The organism is Mycobacterium bohemicum DSM 44277, assembly GCF_001053185.1.
In the GTDB taxonomy this organism is placed as follows: domain Bacteria; phylum Actinomycetota; class Actinomycetes; order Mycobacteriales; family Mycobacteriaceae; genus Mycobacterium; species Mycobacterium bohemicum.
Window position 1 is genome coordinate 32,386 of sequence record NZ_CSTD01000003.1, and the last position, 20,674, is coordinate 53,059.

A 20,674-nucleotide genomic window follows, 5' to 3' on the forward strand; every position below is an offset into this window, starting at 1 on the left:
GGGTTCGAGGCATGATCGAAGGTATGTTCGACAAACGGCTCCACGACTATTGGGAACCCCCGGTGACCGACCGGTCGCGGGCATTGGTGGAGCGGATGTGCGGGTCGTGGCGAGCGGAGGCACAGGCGGCGGCCGATCGGCTGGACGCGATCGGGGAGTTGTTCGAGTTGAGGCGCGCCCAGCGTGGGGAAGAGGCCGATTGGGCTGTGGACACCTGGGCGGCGGTGGGGGGCGAGGTGGCCGCGGCCTTCCGCATCAGCCTGGGACTGGCGGGCAGTTACTTGCGGTACGCGCTCGCGATGCGCGAGCGGTTGCCTCAGGTTGCGGGGTTGTTTCGGGCCGGGGATATCGACTGCCGGATGTTTCAGACGCTGGTGTATCGCACCGATTTGATCACCGACGCTCAGGTGCTGGCCGCCGTCGACGCTGAGCTGGCGGCCAAGGTCGCCCGCTGGCCGTCGATGACGCGGGGCCGGCTGGCCGGGCAGATCGACAGGGTCGTGGGACGGGCGGATGCCGATGCGGTGCGCCGGCGCGAAAAGTACCGGGCGGATCGGGAGGTCTTTCTCCAGGACCTCGACGGCGGGATGTCTCAAATTCACGGCAGCATGTTCAGCCCGGATGCTCATGCGCTGGATGAGCGGTTGACGGCGTTGGCCGACACGGTGTGTGCCCATGATCCGCGCACGGCGCAGCAGCGCCGCGCCGATGCGCTGGGCGCGTTGGCGGCCGGGGCCGACCGACTGGGCTGCCGGTGTGGGCGTCCCGACTGCGCGGCAGGAGCGCGGCGACCGGCCTCCCCGGTGGTGATTCATGTGATCGCCGAGCGGGCGACCCTCGACGGCACCGGCGACGCGCCCGGATCGGAGGTGAGCGCCGACCGGCTGATCGGCGCCGAGCTCCTTCGGGAATTGGCGGCCTCGGCCAAGCTGGTGCCGCTGAGCCTTCCGGCCGGCAGCGCCGAACCGCGGTACACCCCGTCGACAAAACTGGCCGATTTCGTTCGCTGTCGGGATCTGACCTGTCGGGCGCCGGGCTGCGATCGGCCGGCATCGGTCTGCGATTTGGATCATACGATCCCGTGGGGCGAGGGCGGTGCGACGCACGCGTCGAACCTGAAATGTCTTTGCAGCCTTCATCATTTGATGAAGACGTTCTGGGGCTGGCGGGACCAACAGTTGCCTGACGGCACGGTGATCTGGCGGCTGCCCGGCGGGCAGACCTATGTCACCACGCCGGGCAGCGCGCTGTGGTTCCCGCAGCTGTGCGCGCCCACCGGTCACGCGCCGGTCGCTGACACGAGGACCCCGCGGTGCGGGGATCGGACGGCGATGATGCCGACCCGCCACCGCACCCGTGCCCAGAGCCACGCCGACCGCGTCACGGTCGAACGCCACCGCAATCGGATGGCGCGGCAAGCGCAAAGCGCCTGGGTGCCATGGGATTCGGGCACCGGCCACACCGTCGGCGACGGCGAGCCGCCGCCCTTCTGAAGGTGCTTCATGTGACACCGGTACCCGCCCGGAATTACCCCCTATTCGCCGGATTTAGAATGAGATCCTTTCGATGCTGCCGTGCAGCCCGGTCGGGATGGAGTTCTCTATGGGGAAGCACCGGCTCGGCCTACGCTTGAAGGCCTCCGCCTTGGCGGCCACGATTCTCGTGGCGGGGGGCTGCGCCACCTTCGTCGAGGGCCGGGCGCTGTCGATGCTCAACGACCCGTTCCGGGTCGCGGGCCTGCCGGCCACCAACGGCCCCAGCGGAATCCGCACGAACGCGCCAAGCCCGACAGGGACGGTGGTCAACACCGACAACGGGGCGATCGACAAGTTGTCGCTGCTGTCGGTCAACGACATCGAGGATTACTGGCAGTCGGTATACGCCGATTCCCTGAAGGGAAAATTCGTGCCGGTCGGCAAACTGGTTTCCTATAATTCCGAAGACCCGAACAGCCCGATCGTTTGCCACAACGACACCTACAAGCTCGTCAACGCCTTCTACACGTTGCGCTGCAACCTCATTGCCTGGGATCGCGGGGTATTCATGCCCGTCGCGCAGCGCTATTTCGGTGACATGGCCGTCAACGCCGTGCTGGCGCACGAATTCGGTCACGCCCTGCAACAGATGGCGAAGCTGGTGACGAGGCAAGACCCCACCATCGTCCGCGAGCAACAGGCCGATTGCTTCGCCGGGGTCTACCTGTTCTGGGTGGCCGACGGGAAGTCGCCGCGCTTCACCCTCAGCACCGCCGACGGGGTCGACCACGTGCTGGCGGGCATCATCACCACGCGCGACCCGGTGATGGATTCCGACACGCAAAACGACGACGAACACGGGTCGGCGCTGGACCGGATCAGCGCCTTCCAGATGGGTTTCACCACGGGCGCCTCCGCCTGCGCCGGGATCAACTCGAAGGAAGTCGAGCAGCGCCGCGGGGACCTGCCGAACGCCTTGCGGATCGACAACTCGGGTGATCGGGAAACCGGCGAGGTGCCGATCAACGAAGACACGCTCTCGACGTTGATGGAACTCTTGGGTCAGATCTTTGCGCCCAAAACCCCGCCGACGTTGTCCTACAGTCCCGCCGACTGTGCCGACGCCAAGCCCAGCCCGCCGGCCTCCTACTGCCCGGCCACCAACACCATCGTGGTGGACCTGAAGTCGTTGGCCGCGATGGGCGCGGTCGCCGACGAGAGGGAGCGCACGCTGCCGCAGGGCGACGACACCGCGCTGTCGATCGTGATGTCGCGGTACGCGCTGGCGGTGCAGCACGAACGGGGCCTGCCGATGCAGAGCCCGTGGACGGCGCTGCGCACGGCGTGCCTGACCGGCGTGGTGCACCGCAAGATGGCCGAACCCATCGACCTGCCCGACCACAAGCAACTGCTGCTCACCGCCGGCGACCTCGACGAGGCCGTCGCCGGATTGCTCACCAACCACATGGTGGCCAGTGACGCCGACGGGACCTCCGTCCCGGCCGGTTTCACGCGGATCGCCGCGTTCCGCGGCGGCGTCACCGGAAACATGGACGCCTGCTACTCGCGCTATCAGGGCTGACGGTCAGCCCAGCAGGCGCAGCGCCGCATCGACGGCCAGCGCGGGCACGTTCAGGCTCTTGGAGCGCAGGTCGTGGCGCGCCCCGGCGATCTCGACGATTTCGGTGGGCGCGGGTATGAGCGCGGCGGCGGCCCGCAATTCGTCCGGGGTGCCGAAGGGATCCGACGTTCCGTGCGTGAAGACGGTGGGAGTGGTGATGCCGGGCAGATGCTCGGTGCGCGCACGTTCCGGCTTGCCCGGTGGGTGCACGGGGTAGGAGAAGAGCGTCAGCAGGTCCACCTCGACGGGCGAAGCCTCGCGGGCCGCCACCACCATGGAGGTCTGCCGCCCGCCGTAGGAGTGGCCGCCGGCGATCAGCGGACCATCGGCCAGCCCGCGGCACAGTGAGATCGCCTCGACGATCCCGGCCCGGTCGGCGGCGGCCGAGCCCGATGGCGGACCGGTGGGCCGGCGGCGACGGTAGGGCAGGTTGTACCGCACCGCGAGCCAGCCGCGGGCCGCCCATTCGTCGCAAACCTGTTGCAGCAGTGCGGAATCCCGGTTACCGCCAGCGCCGTGGGTCAGCACGACGACGCCCGCCGGGGAAACCTGGGGCGGGTGCGCGACGCCGGCGATCGGATCGAGGTTCATGCGCCCGACGACGATGCCGTCCGGAACGGACGGAGTAGGAGTCGGGCAATCATGTGAGCCGGAACAACGGAGAGACCGGGCCGTGGCCGTGGCCCAGCGGATAGGCGGCGCGCAAACACTCGGTGACCCAACGCTTCCCGAACGCGACGGCGTCGGGCACGGTGTACCCGTGCGCCAGCGCGCACGCGACGGCGGAGGCCAGGGTGTCGCCCCCGCCGTGGTCGTTGCCGGTGGGCAACCGCGGGGAGTCGAATTCGTGGAAGTCGGCGCCGTCATAGAGCAGGTCGCGGCTGCGGTCCGACGACCGCAGGTGCCCGCCCTTGACCAGCGCCCAGCGTGGGCCCAGTGCGTGCAGCGCCGTGGCCGCCGCGCGCTGGGAGGCCTCGTCGACGACGTCGACGCCCACCAGCAACCGCACCTCGTCGAGGTTGGGCGTCACCAGCGTCGCCAACGGGAAGAGCTCCTCGCGCAGCGAACCCAGGGCATCCGGGGCCAGCAGCGCGTCACCGTGCATGGACGCGCACACCGGGTCCACGACGAGCGGGACGGTCAACCCGAGCCGCCGCCACGTCGCCGCGACCGCGCCGATGATCCTCGACGACGCCAGCATTCCCGTCTTGGCGGCCTGCACCCCGATGTCGGCGACCACCGCCTCGATCTGACCGGCGACCACATCGGAAGGAACCTCGTGAAAGCCCTTGACGCCCAGTGTGTTCTGCACTGTCACCGCGGTCACGGCGACGCACGCGTGCACGCCAAGCAGCGCCATCGTCCGCATGTCGGCCTGGATGCCCGCGCCGCCCCCCGAGTCGGACCCCGCGATCGACAGCACCCGCACCGGGGTGGTGCCGGGTGGAGGCAGTGGCAGGAAGCTCACTGGGTGATCGGCAGGTACACCCGGTTACCGTGCTCGGCGAACTCCTGCGACTTCTCCTGCATGGCCGCCTCGATCGCCTCCTCGCTGTCCAGGCCGTGCGCCGCGGCGTAGTCGCGGACGTCCTGGGTGATGCGCATGGAGCAGAACTTCGGCCCGCACATCGAGCAGAAGTGCGCGGTCTTGGCCGGCTCGGCCGGCAGCGTCTCGTCGTGGTATTCCCGCGCGGTGTCGGGGTCGAGCGACAGCGCGAACTGGTCGTGCCAGCGGAACTCGAAGCGCGCCTTGCTCAATTCGTTGTCGCGCTCCTGGGCGTGCGGATGGCCCTTGGCCAGGTCGGCCGAGTGCGCGGCGATCTTGTAGGCGATGACGCCGTCCTTGACGTCCTTGCGGTCGGGCAGCCCCAGGTGTTCCTTGGGGGTGACGTAGCACAGCATCGCGGTGCCGGCCTGGGCGATGATGGCCGCACCGATCGCCGAGGTGATGTGGTCGTAGGCCGGGGCGATGTCGGTCGCCAGCGGGCCCAGCGTGTAGAACGGGGCCTCCTCGCACAGCTCCTCCTCCAGCCGCACGTTCTCGACGATCTTGTGCATCGGGACGTGCCCGGGGCCTTCGATCATCACCTGTGCGCCATGGGCTTTCGCGATCTTGGTCAGCTCGCCCAGCGTGCGCAGCTCGGCGAACTGCGCGGCGTCGTTGGCGTCGGCGATCGAGCCGGGCCGCAGCCCGTCGCCGAGGGAGAAGGTGACGTCGTAGTGCGCGAAGATGTCGCAGAGCTCCTCGAAGTTGGTGTAGAGGAACGACTCCCGGTGATGGGCCAGGCACCACGCCGCCATGATCGACCCGCCGCGGGACACGATGCCGGTGACCCGCTTGGCGGTCAGCGGCACATACCGCAGCAGCACACCCGCGTGCACGGTCATGTAGTCCACGCCCTGCTCACACTGTTCGATCACGGTGTCGCGGTAGAGCTCCCAGGTCAGTTCGGTGGGGTCGCCGTTGGTCTTCTCCAGCGCCTGATAGATCGGCACCGTGCCGACCGGCACGGGCGAGTTGCGCAGGATCCACTCGCGGGTCTCGTGGATGTTCTTGCCGGTGGACAGGTCCATGATGGTGTCCGCGCCCCAGCGGGTGGCCCACACCATCTTGTCGACCTCCTCGGCGATCGACGACGTCACCGCCGAGTTCCCGATGTTCGCGTTCACCTTGACCGCGAACGCCTTGCCGATGATCATCGGTTCGCTCTCGGGATGGTTGTGGTTGGCCGGGATCACGGCGCGGCCGCGGGCGACCTCGTCGCGCACCAGCTCGGCCGGCATCCCCTCGCGGGCGGCGATGAACGCCATCTCGGCGGTGACCTCCCCGGCCCGGGCGCGCTGCAGCTGGGTGCCGCGGTCGCGGACCACCCCCGGCCGGGCCGGCAGCCCGGCCGACAGGTCGATCACCGCATCGGGATCGGTGTAGGGCCCCGAGGTGTCGTACAGGTCGAAGTGCTCCCCGGTGGAGAGGTTCACCCGGCGGAACGGCACCCGGGCTCCGGGCACGCCGTCCAGTTCCCGGTAGGCCTTGACGCTGCCGGCGATCGGCCCGGTGGTAACCGAAGGTTCGACGGTGACGGTCATGTCCATCTCCCTACGCCGGCATTACCCGGTCAGGTTCGTACGGTCGACGGCCCCAGCCGTCCTCTCAGCGCACTCGGCGTGCGCTCCCGTGTCTTGTTGATGATCCGTAGCCGACGTTACCCCCTCATCGCACCGGTAGCCCCGGGCGTCCCCGGAATGGAAAGATGTCAACGTGCAGCAGCAAACGTCCGCGAGCGCGCCCGCCGAGGCCCCTGCGGGGTACCTGAACGTCGGCGCCATCCGCTTCTGGTTCGTGGGCCAGCGGTGGGAGTGGTCCGACGAGGTGGCCAGGATGCACGGCTACGAACCCGGGACCGTCGTGCCGACCACGAAACTGATGCTGTCCCATAAACACCCGGACGACCGCGCCCACGTCCAGGAGTTGCTCGATCACGCCCTGCAGTCCGAGGAGTCGTTCTCCAGCCGGCACCGGTTCGTCGACACCGCGGGCAACGTGCACGACGCGATCCTGGTGGCCGACCGCATGCTCGACGACGCCGGCGTGGTGGTGGGTACCGCCGGCTACTTCATCGACCTCACCGACACCTTCGACGAGACCCGGGACGAGACCCGCAAGGAAGTCCTCGACACGGCCCTGCCCGACCTGTTCGAGAGCCGGGCGGCGATCGAGCAGGCCAAGGGGGTGCTGATGTTCGTCTACCGGGTGAGCGCCGACCAAGCCTTCCGCGTCCTGCAATGGCGGTCCCAGGAGACCAACGTCAAGTTGCGGGCGCTGGCAAAGCAGTTGCTCGACGACATCGCGACGCTGCCGATCCCCACGGCCGCGGTGCAAAGCCAGTTCGACCACGTCTTGCTGACGGCGCATGAACGGGTTCTTGCCGAAGATTAAGATACTTAACAAATCCGAGGCGTGAGGGCGTGCAGATGCTGGTTGTCGACCACGAGTCCCGTGACGACGCTGTGGTCGTGAAGGTCGCCGGCGACATCGACTCGAGCACGGTCGACGAACTGACTCCGCACCTGACGGCCGCGCTCAAGCTGGCCGAGGCCCACCCGGCCCGGTTGGTCGTCCTGGACCTGCAGCCGGTGACCTTCTTCGGCAGCGCGGCCCTCAACGCGGTTCTCGACTGTCATGAAAAGGGCAAGGAAGGTGGCACGGCGGTGCGCCTGGCCGCCGACCAGGACCACGTCCTGCGGCCCATCCAGGTGACCGAACTCGACCGCGTGCTCGAGATCTACCCGACGGTGTCCGACGCGCTGCACCGCAAGCCGGGGCAATGACCGCCCGCCTGCCCGCCGACCTGGCCGCGGCCGTCGAGCTCGGTGGTGAGATGGGCCGCCGCTTTGCCGAATTCGATTGGGCCGCACACCCTCTGGGCGAGCCGCAGACGTGGTCGTCCGAAGTGCGGGCGGCGGTGGCCATCGCCCTGACCTCCCGGTTTCCCATCGTGCTGTGGCTGGGTGAAGCCGAACTCTTCCTGGTCTACAACGACGGGTACGCGCACATCCTGGGCGACAAGCATCCCGCCGCGCTGGGCTCCCCCGCGGAGCCGGTCTGGTCGGAGATCTGGGACGAGATCGGTCCGATGCTGGCCGGTGTCGTCGCGACCGGCAGGGCGACGTGGTCGGACGACCTGATGCTGGCGCTGGTGACCGAAGGGGTCCCACTGGAGCGGTATTTCACGTTCACCTACAGCCCCATCATCGGCGCCGCGGGCGCCGTCACCGCCATCTTCTGCGCGGTGATCGAGACGACCGAACGGGTGCTGAGCGAGCGCCGGCTGCACCTGCTGAATGCCGTCGCCGCGGCGATCATGGAGACCCGGACCATTGCCGAGGCGGTCGACGCCACCGTCGCCGCCTGCGCCACGCAGGCGGCCGACCTTCCGTTCGTCGCCGTCTACGCCCAGGAACCCGAGGCCGGCGAGATCACGCTGCGCGGAGCGACGCCGGCTGTGGCGCCGCTGCTGCCCCGAGAGCTGGCCGGCCTGACGGCCTGGGATGCGGCGTCGCGATCCCGGGCGGAGGTGCGGCTCATCGACAAGGTGGCCGCCGCGATCCCCGGCATCGGTGGCGCCCTCGGGGACTACTGCTGCGAGCAGGCCCTGGTGTTGCCGCTGGGAGAGGCGCCGACCCTCGGGGCGCTGGTGGTCGGGACCAACCCGCGGCGTCCCCTCGACGCGCAGTACCGCGGCTTCTGCCAGTTGCTGGCCGACCAGCTGTCGTCGGCGTTCGCGTCCATCTCCTCCTACGAGCAGGAGCGCCGGCGGGCCGACGCGCTCGCCGAGCTGGACCGGGCCAAGACGGCGTTTCTCACCAACGTCAGCCACGAGTTCCGCACGCCTTTGACGCTGCTGCTCGGCCCGCTCGACGACGCGACCTCCGATGCGGCGCCCGACAGCGTCCAGGCCGACCGGCTGAGCACCGCGGCGCGCAACGCGCGGCGGCTGCTGCGCCTGGTCGACTCGCTGCTCGATTTCTCCCGGATCGAGGCCGGCCGTGCCAACGCGCGGCTGATCTGTACCGACGTCGGCGCGCTCACCGAACACATCGCGTCGTCGTTCACCGAGCTGTGCGAGCGGGCCGGCCTCGACCTGGTCCTGGACTGCGAACCCGCGCCGGCCGACATCGACCCGGGCATGTGGGAGACGATCGTCCTCAACCTGCTGTCCAACGCCGTCAAATACACGCTGCGCGGCGGTATTTCGGTCACCGTGCGCGCCGATTCGTCGCACTGCGTGCTCGAGGTGCGCGACACCGGCGTCGGGATCGGCCCGGAAGACCTGGGCCGCCTGTTCGAGCGCTTCTACCGGGCCGACAACGCCCGCGGCCGCAGCGTGGAGGGCACCGGCATCGGGCTGTCGCTGGTCCGGGGGCTGGTGGAGCTGCAACGCGGATCGGTGGAGATCGCCAGCCAACTCGATCGCGGGACGACCGTGACCATCAGGCTGCCGCGATCCCTCGGCGCGGTGGTCGGTCAGCCGCCCGGCGTGCTGTTGGACGAAACCAATCCCTATGTGGCCGAAGCGCGTCAGTGGGTGACCCCGGCGCCGGAGGAGCGCGAGGCCGCGCCGGCCCCGCCGGACCGGACCCGCCCGCTGGTGCTCGTCGCCGACGACAACGCCGACATGCGGGCCCATCTGGACCGCGTTCTGTCGGCCCACTGGGACACCGTTCTGGTCGCCGACGGGGATTCGGCGCTGGCCGCGACCCGCAGGCTGCACCCGGACGCGGTCGTCACCGACGTCATGATGCCCGGCCTCGACGGCTTCGACTTCGTCGCCGCCGTTCGCGCCGATCCTTCGGTGGCGACCACGCCGGTCATCATGCTGTCGGCCCGGGCCGGCGCCGAGGCGGTCAGTCAGGGTTTCGCCGGCGGCGCCGACGAGTACCTGCCGAAGCCGTTCCACTCCCAGGAACTGATCGACCGGGTGGCGTCGAGGTTGTCCGCCGCGGCCCGCGAACGCGACCGCCAGCGCCGGGAGGCGCAGCTGCATCAGGCGTCCGGCCTGATGCAACTCGACGCCGCGCTGCAAGCGAGCGACTCGGTCGCGGGGCTCCTCGACGCCGTGCTGGCCTCGGCGTTCGGTCCGCGCGATGCCGCCGCCGTCACCATCGGTGTCCTGGACGACGACCGTCAGATCCGATTCGAGTACGCCGGCGACATTCCCGTCGAGCTGCGCGACCGCTATCACGTGGCCCCGCTGGATGCGCCGTTGGTCGGAGCCGACGTCGTCCGCACCGGCGAGCCCATGGTCATCACCGACACGTTCCTGCTGCCCAGCCGGTACCGGCACGCCGTGCAGGACACCGCCGGCAGCGTGCGCGCGTGCCTCGCGCACCCGTTGCGGGATCACACCGGCCGCGTCATCGGTGAGCTCGCCCTGCTGTGGCCGGCGCCGCGCCAGTTCGGGGAGGGCGAGCTCGAGATGTTCGCCCGGATGGCCGAGCTCACCTCCTCGGCGCTGGAACGGGTCCGCCTCCTGGCGCACGAGCACCGCATCGCCATCGACTTCCAGGAACACCTGCTGGAGTTGGATCACGGTTCCACCGCCGCGGTGGTGGCGGCCGTCTACCAGCCGGCCAGCGAGGCGATGCGGGTCGGAGGCGACTGGTATTCGGTCACCCCGCTGAACCGGTCCCGCACGACCGCGATCTCCGTCGGGGACGTCGTCGGCCACGGCCTGCCCGCCGCCATCGTGATGAGCAGGCTGCGCGCCGCGGTGGCGGCCTCGGCGCTCACCGCCGCCGAGCCCACCGCAGTGCTGGGCGCTTTGGACCGCTACGCCGCGAGCGTCGCGGGCGCGCGCTGCGCGACCGTGGCCTACGCGGTCGTCGACACCGACACCGAGACGGGTGCCGGCCGGGTCAGCTACAGCTGCGCCGGCCATCCCTACCCCCTGCTGGTCCGCCCGGGCCGCCCGCCGGTGTACCTGGAGGCCGGGCGCCGTCCCCCGGTCGCCGTCTCGACACACCCCGATCAGGGCGCGGACGGCCCCGACTCCACCGCGACCGCGGACCTGCCGCCGGGAACCCTGATTCTGCTCTACACCGACGGGCTCATCGAGCGGGCCGGCGAGACGCTGGACGACGGGTTCGCGCGGTTGAAGTCCGCGGCCGCCCGCTGCGCCGGCCTGCCGGTGGAGGCGGTCTGCGGGGAACTGCTGACGGCGATGGTGCCGCCCGGCGGCTACCGCGACGACGTCGTCGTCCTCGCGCTGCGCCCCAGTCACTCGGCCGCGCGCAGCTTCGCCACCGTGCTTGCGGCCGCCCCGGCCCAGATCCCGGTCGGGCGCGACCGGCTGCGGGGATGGCTGAGGGGCCTGGCCCTGCCGGCGCGTCGCGAAATGGACATCCTGCTGGCGACCGGCGAAGCGGTGACCAACGCGATCGAGCACGGCAGTCTCGGCGAGCCGCGCAAGACCGTGTCCGTCGAGGCGTTCCTGCGGGACGACACCGTCTCGGTCACCGTCAGCGACACCGGCCGCTGGGCGGGTGATTCCTCGGCCAGCCTGCGCAGCCGGCGGCGCGGTCGCGGGCTCACGCTGATGAGCGGCCTGGCCAACCGCGTCGACACGGTGCGGTCCCGCTCGGGCACCCAGGTCACGCTGGAGTTCGACCTGAGAGCGAGTTAGGCCTCCTCCATCGCCTCGCCGAGCTCCTCGAGGATCTTGTTGTGGTGGTTGGCCGCCAGCAAGTGCCCGGCCGCGATGACCACCGCCACCGGCCAGTCGATGAGCTCCAACGCGGCCAGGGCCGCCAGCCCCCCGAAGTACGCCAGCTGCTCGGGCCGCGGAATCTCGACCGAACCCATCACGGGCAGGTTCACCACGAAGGTCTCGCCCTCGCGGATCTTCGCCACCGCCTCGCGCTGCGACGTCCCCCTGCGGGCCTTCTTTTCCGCCATCATTTGCCTTTCCGTAACGAAGGGTTTGCCCTCCCGCCGGGTGCTGACAGCACCGTCGGTCTTATGTCTCGGATCGATTTAGCGCCCGACCCCGCGGCCGATCCGCTCGTTTCGTCGATCGCCTCGGTGCTGAGGGTGCCCCTGCTGGAACTCTATGCGCTGCTGTGGCGGGTCGGCGTGGTGGATATTCGCCAGTCGAACCGGGCGCGTCGCCGTTGCGCGACGGGGCAGCGGGTAGTGGTGGCGGCGTGTCCGACCTGCCCCAACTTTGCGAAACACCGTTCAGCACCGCAATCGCGACGGTCGCCGCGGCTGCTGTCCCCAGAGCCTGTGTCCACCCAAGGGGCCCTAGCGGTGTGCAGCCAAGCAACTGGCTGACCACCGGAATGCTGATCAACGTCCCCATGGTCGCCAACGAGCCGGCCGCCGTGAGCACCACCAGCGGGGCGCGCGAGTCCAGCAGCGTCTGACCCAGTTCGGCGCCCACCAGCGCCACCAGCGCCACGGTGGAGGCCCGCTGCGGGCGGCCGGTGACGCTCGCCATCGCCCACGCCCCCGTGGTCGCCGCGGCGGTGGTGACACCGCGGATCGCGACGGCCCGCCACAACTCGGGCTGATCCGGGCCGCGCTTGCCGTTGGCCCCGATGCCTGAGGGGCCGCTGGGCTTGCTGACGGCCAGGGCCGCGGCGGGCAGCGCGTCGGTCATCATGTTGACCAGCAGCAACTGCCGGGTGTTCAGCGGCGAGGTCCCGGTGATCGCGCTGCCGATGACGGCGAACAGCACCTCGCCGGCATTGCCGCCGAGCAGCACCGACACCGCCGCCTGCACCCGCTGCCACAGTTGGCGGCCTTCGGTGATGGCGTGCTGCAGCCCCTCGATCCGGGCGTCCATCAGCACGACGTCGGCCGCCATGTGGGCCGGGTCGCTGCCGCCGGCGACGACGCCGATGCCGACGGTGGCGGCCCGGATGGCGGCGGCGTCATTGGAGCCGTCGCCCACCATCGCGCACAGCACCCCGGCGCTCTCCAGCGTCTGAACCACCTGGACCTTGTTCTCCGGTGTCATCCGGGCGAAGATCACCCGTTCGGTGACGGCCCGCTCTTTGTCCTTGCGCGACAGCGCATCCCACTCGGCGCCGCTGATCACCTGTTCGGCGGTCGCCGACAGTCCGAGCTCCGCGGCGATGGCCTTCGCGGTGATCGGATGGTCGCCGGTGATGAGCTTGACGCCGACGTCGAGCCGGCGCAGGTCGGCGAGCAGGCCGGCGGCCTCGGCGCGCGGGGTGTCGGACAAGCCGAGGAACCCGACCAGTTCCAGCCCGTCGCGGGCGAGCTCGGCGATGTCGTCGGGATTGTCTTCGATCGCCCCGGCCTCCTGCGGCGTGAGCCGCCGCCGCGCCACCGCGATCACCCGCAGCCCGTTGGCGGCGAGCTCGGCGACCGTCCCCTCGTCTTCGGTGTCCGCGCAGGCCCTCAACACGACCTCCGGGGCGCCCTTGAGGGTCAGCTCGTGGTCGGCGACCGAGGCCGAGAACGACCGGCCTGACCGGAAGGGCAGGTGGGCCGTGGCCGGGCGCGGCGGGGACGAGCCGGCGACGGCCCCCCGAATTTCCAGCATCAGCTGGGCGCGGTTCCACGCGGCGGACAGCTCGCGGTCGTCGGCCCCGCGGATGCGGGAGACGCGCAGGACGTCGGTGCACAACACGCGCGGGTCGATCACGATCGCGTCGACGCGGTGCAGGTGGCGCAACGCCTCGGGCCGCAACGGCAGCACGGCGTGCCGGTCGGCGAGGCCCTTTCCGAGCGCCGCGGCGAAGGCCTCGGGCGTGGTGCGGTTGGCGGCGGGCGTGGCGACCAGCAAAGCGGTCGCCGCCATGTTCAGGTTGCGGGTGGTCACGCCGACCAGGCCGGTGCTCAGCGCCTGGACGAGCGCGAAGGTGTTGTCGTGACTGTCCCGGGGCCGGCCGCGCGGCGGCTTCAGGCGGGCCGACGCGCCGGCGTCCGGCTGATCGGCGTACCGGGCCAGCTCCGGTTCGTGACGCTGCCAGGCGCGCGCCTCGGCGCGGCATTCGGCGGCCTTGAGCGACTGCATCGCAAAGCCCACCGACAGGGCGGCCCGCGACTGCGTGGCCGCCTCGGCCGCCGCCACCGCCAGCGTCATGAGGGTGTCGGTCGCCGGCCTGCCGATGCGGTCCTCGACCAGGCGGCGCAGCCACGGCTGGTAGTCCACCGCCACCACCCCCGCCAGCACGCCGAGGGGCATCCGGGGCCAGTGCAGGGCGCGGCCGGTCAGCGCGATGCCCAGCCCGGCCGCGGTCGCGCCCACGGTCACGGCCCGGGTCGCCAGCACCAGGCCGTCACCCGGCAGGCTCGCCGTGGTGGTGGGGACGTGGCCGGGTTGCCTTGCGCCGCTTGAATTCTCGACTTCATTAAGGAGTCGGCACAGATCCCGCAGCGACGTGTCCGGCCCGCGCAGGCCGACGACCACGCGAGACAGCGGGTGGTTCAGGCTCGCGGAGGTCACGCCGGGGTGCGCGCGGATCGCCTCGAGCACCCGGGCTGCGAGCCCGTCGGGATCGTCACCGTCGAGCCCGCGCACCTCGAGCCAGGCGCGGTCCGCCCCGCGCCAACAGCGACGGCTCAGCACCGGAGGCGAGGCGTCGCCGGTCAGCGCCCTGGCGCCCTCCCGCACCGGGATGGCGGCGATGGTGGCCAGCGTGGTCGCGGCGCCGACGCCGGCGCTGACGGCGCGCGCGGGCAGGGATCGTCGTATTGAGGTGGCAATGCTCAAAGTGTTGCTCGAACGATCCCTGCTCAGTTGGTGCTGCGCAACGCTGCGGCGCCGCCGGCCCGGCGAGCCGCGGTCTTCTTGGCCGCCGGCTTGCTCGCGGTCTTCTGCGGGGCGGGCTTCTCGGGCGCCGACGCCGCCGGTACCGGCTTGAGGTTGGCCTTGGCCGGCGCCTGCTCTTTGCGGTTCAGCCGCTGCAGCAGCAACGCGCCGCCACCCACGGCCAGCAGCACCGGCCACTCGACCAGGCCGGCCACGCCGAGCGCGCCGAAGGCCAGCGCGGCCGCCGGCGCCGAATGGCTGCCGCTGCTGACCCCGCGCTTGACGCCCTCCGCGGCTCCCGTTACGCCGCCGACGATCCCGTTCACCGCCGCGCCGCCCACGGCGCCGGCGGCCGCGGTGGTTGCGGTGGCCGCACGATTCACCGCCTGCCCGACGCCTCGGACTGCCCCGCCGATGACACTCATGATGACTCCCTGGTCTTCGATGCTCCCGCCACGAACTCGCGCTGGGGATTGGCTACCCAGCTGAACGCGAAGTTAACGGCACAGCGCGACTTGATTTAGTACTTGACAAGCCAAAGCCTGCCACGTCGGACACGCGCTTACAACGCGAGTCGGCAAGTAATTTGCCTGCGCTTAACCTTGCCGCGGGTCGGTGACGTCGACGAACACCGGCGCGTGATCGCTGGGCGCCTTGCCCTTACGCTCCTCGCGGACGATCTGCGCGCCCGTCACCCGGGCGGCCAGCGCCGGTGACGCGAGGATGAAGTCGATGCGCATGCCCTGCCTCTTCGGGAACCGCAGCTGGGTGTAGTCCCAGTACGTGTAGACCCCCGGCCCGGGGGTGAACGGCCTTACCACGTCGGCGAATTGAGCCTCGACGATCGCTCCGAACGCGCGCCGCTCGGGCTCGGAGACGTGGGTCGCGCCGGCGTAGAACTCGGTGCTCCAGACGTCGTCGTCGGTGGGGGCGATGTTCCAGTCACCGGCCAGCGCGATCTGCGCCCCGGGGTCCGCACTCAGCCAACCTGATGCCGTATCCCGCAGGGCGGCAAGCCATTCCAGCTTGTAACTGTAATGCGGATCGCCGACCGCGCGGCCGTTGGGTACATAGAGGCTCCACATCCGGATGCCGGCGCAGGTGGCGCCCAGCGCGCGCGCCTCCGCGCCGGCCGCCACCTCCGGTTTGCTGCTCCAGCTGGGCTGCCCCTCGAAGCCGATCTGCACGTCGTCGAGGCCGACGCGCGAGGCGATGGCCACGCCGTTCCACTGATTGAAACCGACATGCGCGACCTCGTAGCCGAGTTCGAAGAACGGCAGGGCGGGGAACTGGCCGTCGGAGCACTTGGTCTCCTGCATCGCCAGCACATCGACGTCGGCGCGCGACAGCCAGTCGATCACGCGGGGCAGGCGGGTGCGGATCGAGTTGACGTTCCACGTGGCGAGCCTCATGCCTCGACCGTAGCCGGGACGTAGCGGCGGCGATGGTGGAAGCGAAAACCCAGCGAATCGGCGAGCGGCCCAGTCCGCGATCGGCTTTCGGAAACCACCAAATAGGCGCGAGTGGCGCCGCGCCCGCCGCCCCAGCCGATCAGCGCCCGGCACAGGCGCGCCGCCGACGGCTCGTCGGTGGCGCGGACCGCCGACAGGCCCAACCACCGGGTAGCCGAGGCGCTCGGCGGCCGCGGTGGCCTCGGCGATGTCCTCGACCGGGCCGCGGCTCCAGGGCACCACCGGGACGTCGGCCTGCTCGGCGACCCGTTTGGCCGCGACCTTGTCGCCCAGCAGCCGGATGGTCGCGCTGTCCGGGCCGACGAACACGATGCCGGCCTCCTCGCAGGCCTGCGCGAACGACGCGTGCTCGGCCACGAACCCCCAGCCGACCCAGACGGAGTCGGCGTCGGCGCGGCGCAGGGCCGCCACGACGGCGGCCTCGTCCAGGTAGCGCGAGCGGCGCGCGCCGTCGGTGGGGTCGACGTAGGTCGGCGAGCCCAGCGGCACGGCCTCGTCGGCCTCGCGCACGAACCACGCGTCGGCGTCGGGGTCGGTGTACAGCGCGATCGTGCGGATGGGCGGGTGCCCGCCGGCCTGGTTGAGTTCGGCGACGGCGGTCAGCGCCCGCACCGCCACGGCGTCGGCGGGGGCGAACTCGACGACCGTCCCCGTCTTCGTGCGGACCCGCACCACCGGATCGATCTCCAGCAGATGGCCCACCGCGTCGGTCAGGGGCGGTACCGAGCCGGCCGGCCGCCGGTAGCGAACCGTCACCCGCGTCCCCGGGCGCGGCCACGAGATCATCAGTGACCGAACGGGTCCGGGCCCTCGCCGGGGAGCCACGACAGCCCCGGCACGCCCCAACCGTGCGCCTTGACCGCCCGTTTCGCGCTGCGCGCGTAGCGGCCGATGAGCCGGTCCAGGTACAGGAAGCCATCCAGGTGCCCGGTCTCGTGCTGCAGCATCCGCGCGAACAGGCCGGTGCCCTCGATGTCCACCGGCTGGCCCTCGGCGTCCAGTCCCGTCACGCGCGCCCACTGGGCCCGGCCGGTCGGGAACGACTCGCCGGGCACGGACAGGCAGCCTTCCTCGTCGACCCCCGGGTCGGGCATGGTCTCGGGAACGTCGGAAGTCTCCAGCACCGGATTGACGACGACGCCGCGGCGGCGGTTCGTCATCCCGCGGTCGTCGGCGCAGTCGTAAACGAACACCCTTACCCCGCGGCCGATCTGGTTGGCGGCCAGGCCGACCCCGTGCGCGGCGTCCATGGTGTCGTACATCGTGGCGATCAGCTCGGCCAGCTCGGCCGGCAGCGACCCGTCCTCGGCGACGGGCACGGGCGTCGTCGGCGTATGCAGGACCGGATCTCCCACGATGCGAATGGGTACGACTGCCATGGTCGGCAAAGGTACCGCACGACTCGCGGGTCTTGATGACGGCTTGAGAGTTCGGGGCGTGATTCAATAAGCGCCGAAACATGCCCCTAGGTAAGTCAAATGAGTAGAGCAGTTCGAGAATCGCCGGAAGGGTCCAGGGGAAGCGATATGGACAGCGCCATGGCGCGGGCAGATCGATCGGGGGACGCCTCGGAGATCGCTGATGGCCTCACCCGCCGCGAACACGACATCCTGGCCTTCGAGCGTCAGTGGTGGAAGTACGCCGGAGTGAAGGAAGAGGCGATCAAGGAACTGTTCTCGATGTCGGCGACGCGGTACTACCAGGTGCTCAACGCGCTCGTCGATCGACCCGAGGCGCTGGCGGCCGACCCCATGCTGGTGAAGCGGCTGCGACGCCTGCGGGCCAGCCGTCAGAAAGCGCGGGCCGCGCGGCGGCTCGGCTTCGAGGTGACCTGAGTCGCTACAGTGGGCTCGTGAAAGAGCGAGTTCCCGATTCCACGGGCCTCCCGCTGCGGGCCATGGTGATGGTGCTGCTGTTCCTGGGCGTCATCTTCCTGCTGCTGGGCTGGCAGGCCCTGGGTTCGTCCGGGAACTCCGACGACGAGTCGGCGTCTCCGGTTTCCGTGACCAGCACCACCAGCTCCGCTTCGCCGGCCAACAAGCCCGCCGCCAACCAGGCGGAGGTGCGCGTCTACAACATCTCCTCCAAGGAGGGCGTCGCCGCGCGCACGAAAGATCAGCTCACGGCCGCCGGTTTCAAGGTCACCGATGTCGGAAATCTGTCGTTGTCCGACGTCTCGACCACCACGGTGTACTACACCGACGCCGACGGTGAGCACGACACCGCCGACGCGGTCGGCAAGAACCTGGGGGCCGCCGTCGAGCCGCGCATTCCCGCCCTGGCCAGCCAGCCGCCCGGCGTCATCGTCCTGGTTGCCGGCTGACGCCCGCCTAGACGTTAGGCTTCGCCTATGCCCAGCCTCTCCGGTCACCGCACCCTGTTCGCACTCTCGGCGGCCACCTGCGTCGCGCTGCTCGGCGCGTGCTCCTCGCCCCAGCACGCCTCCACCAGCCCGGGCACCACGCCCGCGGTATGGACCGGGGCCCCCGGCCCCTCGTCCAGCCCGGGCGGCGAGGCCGCGCAGCCGTCGGCGCAGGGCGTCATGGCCCGGCTGAAAGCGCCCGACGGCACCGAGGTGGCGACGGCCAGGTTCGACTTCGGGAATGGGTTCGCCACCATCACGATCGCCACGAGCGGCCCCGGCCGGCTGACGCCGGGATTCCACGGCGTGCACATTCACAAAACGGGTAAGTGCGAACCGAATTCGGTCGCTCCCACCGGCGGCGCGCCCGGGGACTTCCAGTCCGCCGGCGGACACTTCCAGGCGCCCGGCCATTCCGGCGAGCCGGCCAGCGGCGACCTGACCTCGCTGCAGGTCCGCAAGGACGGGACGGCCATGCTCGTCACCACCACGGACGCCTTCGCCATGCAGGACCTGCTGACGGGCGAGAAGACCGCCATCATCATCCACGCCGGCGCCGACAACTTCGCCAACATCCCCGCCGACCGGTACAACCAGACCGGCGGAGCGGCGGGCCCCGACGAGATGACCATGACGACCGGTGACGCCGGCAAGCGGGTAGCGTGCGGTGTCATCGGTACGGGCTAACCACCAGCCGATCGAGCGCATCGACTTCGCGCCCTCGCCGCGGCCGACCATCGGGGTTGAGTGGGAGTTCGCGCTCGTCGACGCGCAGACCCGCGACCTCAGCAACGAAGCCACCGCGGTGATCGCCGAGATCGGCGAAAACCCGCGCGTCCACAAGGAATTGCTGCGCAACACCGTCGAGGTGGTCAGCGGCGTGTGCGCGAACGCCGGCGAGGCGATGGACGACCTGCGCGACACCCTCGGGCCGGCCCGGCGGATCGTCCGCGACCGCGGCATGGAGTTGTTCTCCGCCGGGACCCACCCGTTCGCGCGGTGGTCCACGCAGAAACTCACCGACGCGCCCCGCTACGCCGAGCTGATCAAGCGCACGCAATGGTGGGGCCGGCAGATGCTGATCTGGGGCGTGCACGTGCACGTCGGCATCTCCTCGGCGAACAAGGTGATGCCGATCATGTCGTCGCTGCTGAAGTACTACCCGCACCTGCTGGCGCTGTCGGCGTCGTCGCCCTGGTGGGGGGGCGAGGACACCGGCTACGCCAGCAACCGGGCGATGATGTTTCAGCAGCTGCCCACCGCGGGGCTGCCGTTCCAGTTCCAGACGTGGAAGGAGTTCGAGGACTTCGTCCATGACCAGAAGAAGACCGGCATCATCGACCACATGAACGAAATCCGTTGGGACATCAGGCCGTCCCCGCATCTGGGCACGCTGGAAGTGCGGGTCTGCGACGGGGTGTCCAACCTGCGCGAGCTCGGCGCGCTGGTGGCCCTGACGCACTGCCTGGTCGTGGACCTCGACCGCCGGCTGGACGCCGGCGAGACGCTGCCGAACATGCCGCCCTGGCATGTGCAGGAGAACAAGTGGCGCGCGGCGCGCTACGGGCTGGACGCCGTGATCATTCTCGACGCCGACAGCAACGAGCGACTGGTCACCGACGACCTCGCCGACGTGCTGACGCGGCTGGAGCCGGTCGCGAAGTCCCTGAACTGCTGCGAGGAGCTGGCCGCGGTGGCCGACATTCCGCGGCAGGGCGCCTCTTATCAGCGGCAGCGGCGGGTCGCCGAGGAGCACGACGGCGACCTGCGCTCGGTGGTCGACGCACTGGTCGGTGAGTTGGAGATCTAAATGGAATTCCCGGAATCCCTTGAACTGCCTATGTTTCCGCTGGAGTCGGCGATGTTGCCCGACGAGGACCTGCCGCTGCGGATCTTCGAGCCGCGATACGGCGCCCTCGTGCGGCACTGCACCGGCCACGGCGACCCGTTCGGCGTGGTGATGATCTTGCGCGGACGGGAGGTCGGCGGCGACGACGCCCGGTGCGATGTCGGCGTCGTGTGTCGGATCACCGAGTGGGCCGAGCACGGCGCGGGCCTGTACACGCTGCGGTGCCGGACCGGTGAGCGAATCCGGGTGGCGCAGTGGCTGCCCGACGATCCCTACCCGCGGGCGACCGTCACCCTGTGGCCCGACGAGCCGGGGCCGCCGGTGACGGCGGCGCAGGTGCTCGACATCGAGGACAGGGTGATGGCGCTGTTCGAACGGATCGCGGAGGCCCGCGACGCCGTGCTGCCGGATCGCGAGGAGCTGCTGGGCCGCGACGAAGGCGACGATCCGGGACAACGCCTGTTCGCCTTGGCATCCCGGCTCCCGATCGGGACCGCCGACCGCTACTCGGTGCTGGCGGCGCCGACGGCCGCCGATCGCGTGGGCGCCCTCAGCGAGGCGGTCGACGCGGTCGCCGCGATCGTCGAGTTCCAGCTCTCCGAATAGATGG

19 protein-coding genes, 3 pseudogenes and 1 riboswitch are annotated in these 20,674 nt (G+C 70.4%); of the genes and pseudogenes, 11 read left to right on the forward strand and 11 right to left on the reverse strand.

The features are described from left to right. Positions 1-11: 11 nt before the first annotated feature. Positions 12-1,493 carry an HNH endonuclease signature motif containing protein gene (locus BN971_RS14605; protein ID WP_090350238.1) on the forward strand — a complete coding sequence of 494 codons (1,482 nt, stop codon included), beginning with the start codon at positions 12-14 and terminating at the stop codon, positions 1,491-1,493. A 109-nt stretch (positions 1,494-1,602) separates the two neighbouring features. Continuing rightward, positions 1,603-3,057: a neutral zinc metallopeptidase gene (locus BN971_RS14610; RefSeq protein ID WP_085179429.1), complete on the forward strand. Its 1,455-nt coding sequence runs from the start codon at positions 1,603-1,605 to the stop codon at positions 3,055-3,057. Positions 3,058-3,060: 3 nt separating this feature from the next. On the opposite strand, the gene BN971_RS14615 is transcribed toward BN971_RS14610, so the two are convergent. The 3 genes from BN971_RS14615 to thiC all read right to left on the reverse strand — a co-directional run bounded on the left by BN971_RS14615 (position 3,061) and on the right by thiC (position 6,183). After that, positions 3,061-3,687, reverse strand: coding sequence for an alpha/beta hydrolase family protein (locus BN971_RS14615; RefSeq protein WP_085179428.1), 627 nt, complete (start codon positions 3,685-3,687; stop codon positions 3,061-3,063). A gap of 49 nt (positions 3,688-3,736) precedes the next feature. Then, on the reverse strand, positions 3,737-4,564 hold the full coding sequence (gene thiD / locus BN971_RS14620) for a bifunctional hydroxymethylpyrimidine kinase/phosphomethylpyrimidine kinase (RefSeq protein ID WP_085179427.1): 828 nt from the start codon (positions 4,562-4,564) through the stop codon (positions 3,737-3,739). Then, positions 4,561-6,183 (reverse strand): phosphomethylpyrimidine synthase ThiC, encoded by a 1,623-nt coding sequence (thiC, locus tag BN971_RS14625; protein WP_085179507.1) that lies wholly within the window; start codon positions 6,181-6,183, stop codon positions 4,561-4,563. Before thiC ends, thiD begins: the two co-directional genes overlap by 4 nt. Continuing rightward, a riboswitch (TPP riboswitch) is annotated at positions 6,174-6,283 on the reverse strand. It overlaps the preceding gene by 10 nt. A gap of 72 nt (positions 6,284-6,355) precedes the next feature. Here thiC and BN971_RS14630 point away from each other — a divergent pair. From BN971_RS14630 to BN971_RS14640, 3 genes are read left to right on the forward strand one after another with little or no spacing between them, the layout of a single operon-like run. Continuing rightward, positions 6,356-7,033: a PAS and ANTAR domain-containing protein gene (locus BN971_RS14630; RefSeq protein ID WP_085179426.1), complete on the forward strand. Its 678-nt coding sequence runs from the start codon at positions 6,356-6,358 to the stop codon at positions 7,031-7,033. 35 nt (positions 7,034-7,068) lie between these two features. After that, positions 7,069-7,425, forward strand: a complete 357-nt coding sequence (locus BN971_RS14635; protein WP_276011431.1) for an STAS domain-containing protein — start codon at positions 7,069-7,071, stop codon at positions 7,423-7,425. Continuing rightward, a complete protein-coding gene (locus tag BN971_RS14640; RefSeq protein WP_085179424.1) occupies positions 7,422-11,279 on the forward strand; it encodes a SpoIIE family protein phosphatase in 3,858 nt (1,285 codons plus the stop codon). The genes BN971_RS14635 and BN971_RS14640 overlap by 4 nt, the downstream gene beginning before the upstream one ends. On the opposite strand, the gene BN971_RS14645 is transcribed toward BN971_RS14640, so the two are convergent. Next, complete coding sequence (locus BN971_RS14645) at positions 11,276-11,551, reverse strand: hypothetical protein (protein WP_090350361.1); 276 nt, start codon at positions 11,549-11,551, stop codon at positions 11,276-11,278. The genes BN971_RS14640 and BN971_RS14645 overlap by 4 nt on opposite strands. 63 nt (positions 11,552-11,614) lie before the next feature. Here BN971_RS14645 and BN971_RS26685 point away from each other — a divergent pair, with 63 nt between their 5' ends. After that, positions 11,615-11,929, forward strand: coding sequence for an Rv1535 domain-containing protein (locus tag BN971_RS26685; protein WP_249262742.1), 315 nt, complete (start codon positions 11,615-11,617; stop codon positions 11,927-11,929). Here the strand turns inward: BN971_RS26685 and BN971_RS26465 are convergent. The 7 genes and pseudogenes from BN971_RS26465 to BN971_RS14665 all read right to left on the reverse strand — a co-directional run. Next, positions 11,901-13,814, reverse strand: a pseudogene (locus tag BN971_RS26465) (cation-translocating P-type ATPase); the annotation flags it as partial. The gene BN971_RS26685 and the pseudogene BN971_RS26465 overlap by 29 nt on opposite strands. A gap of 551 nt (positions 13,815-14,365) precedes the next feature. Continuing rightward, on the reverse strand, positions 14,366-14,806 hold the full coding sequence (locus BN971_RS14655; protein WP_085179421.1) for a hypothetical protein: 441 nt from the start codon (positions 14,804-14,806) through the stop codon (positions 14,366-14,368). A 171-nt stretch (positions 14,807-14,977) separates the two neighbouring features. Further along, complete coding sequence (locus BN971_RS25825; RefSeq protein ID WP_085179420.1) at positions 14,978-15,793, reverse strand: exodeoxyribonuclease III; 816 nt, start codon at positions 15,791-15,793, stop codon at positions 14,978-14,980. Further along, positions 15,790-15,996: a GNAT family N-acetyltransferase, cg3035/Rv0428c family gene (locus tag BN971_RS26470; RefSeq protein ID WP_428978063.1), complete on the reverse strand. Its 207-nt coding sequence runs from the start codon at positions 15,994-15,996 to the stop codon at positions 15,790-15,792. The genes BN971_RS25825 and BN971_RS26470 overlap by 4 nt, the downstream gene beginning before the upstream one ends. Positions 15,997-16,006: 10 nt before the next feature. After that, positions 16,007-16,162, reverse strand: a pseudogene (locus tag BN971_RS26300) (hypothetical protein); the annotation flags it as partial. After that, positions 16,145-16,639 (reverse strand): annotated as a pseudogene (locus BN971_RS26305) (biotin carboxylase N-terminal domain-containing protein); the annotation flags it as partial. The pseudogenes BN971_RS26300 and BN971_RS26305, both read right to left, overlap by 18 nt. Then, positions 16,639-17,232, reverse strand: a complete 594-nt coding sequence (locus BN971_RS14665; RefSeq protein WP_085179418.1) for a peptide deformylase — start codon at positions 17,230-17,232, stop codon at positions 16,639-16,641. The pseudogene BN971_RS26305 and the gene BN971_RS14665, both read right to left, overlap by 1 nt. A 147-nt stretch (positions 17,233-17,379) precedes the next feature. Here BN971_RS14665 and napA point away from each other — a divergent pair, with 147 nt between their 5' ends. From napA to BN971_RS14690, 5 genes are read left to right on the forward strand one after another with little or no spacing between them, the layout of a single operon-like run. Continuing rightward, positions 17,380-17,688, forward strand: coding sequence for a nucleoid-associated protein NapA (gene napA / locus BN971_RS14670; protein WP_085179417.1), 309 nt, complete (start codon positions 17,380-17,382; stop codon positions 17,686-17,688). Between the two features lie 17 nt (positions 17,689-17,705). After that, complete coding sequence (locus BN971_RS14675) at positions 17,706-18,176, forward strand: LytR C-terminal domain-containing protein (protein ID WP_211279774.1); 471 nt, start codon at positions 17,706-17,708, stop codon at positions 18,174-18,176. Positions 18,177-18,203: 27 nt separating this feature from the next. Further along, positions 18,204-18,902, forward strand: coding sequence for a superoxide dismutase[Cu-Zn] (gene sodC / locus BN971_RS14680; RefSeq protein WP_085179415.1), 699 nt, complete (start codon positions 18,204-18,206; stop codon positions 18,900-18,902). Positions 18,903-18,912: 10 nt separating this feature from the next. Then, complete coding sequence (locus BN971_RS14685; protein WP_090350363.1) at positions 18,913-20,025, forward strand: glutamate--cysteine ligase; 1,113 nt, start codon at positions 18,913-18,915, stop codon at positions 20,023-20,025. Further along, positions 20,026-20,670: an LON peptidase substrate-binding domain-containing protein gene (locus BN971_RS14690; protein ID WP_090350242.1), complete on the forward strand. Its 645-nt coding sequence runs from the start codon at positions 20,026-20,028 to the stop codon at positions 20,668-20,670. The last annotated feature ends 4 nt before the right edge of the window (positions 20,671-20,674 follow it).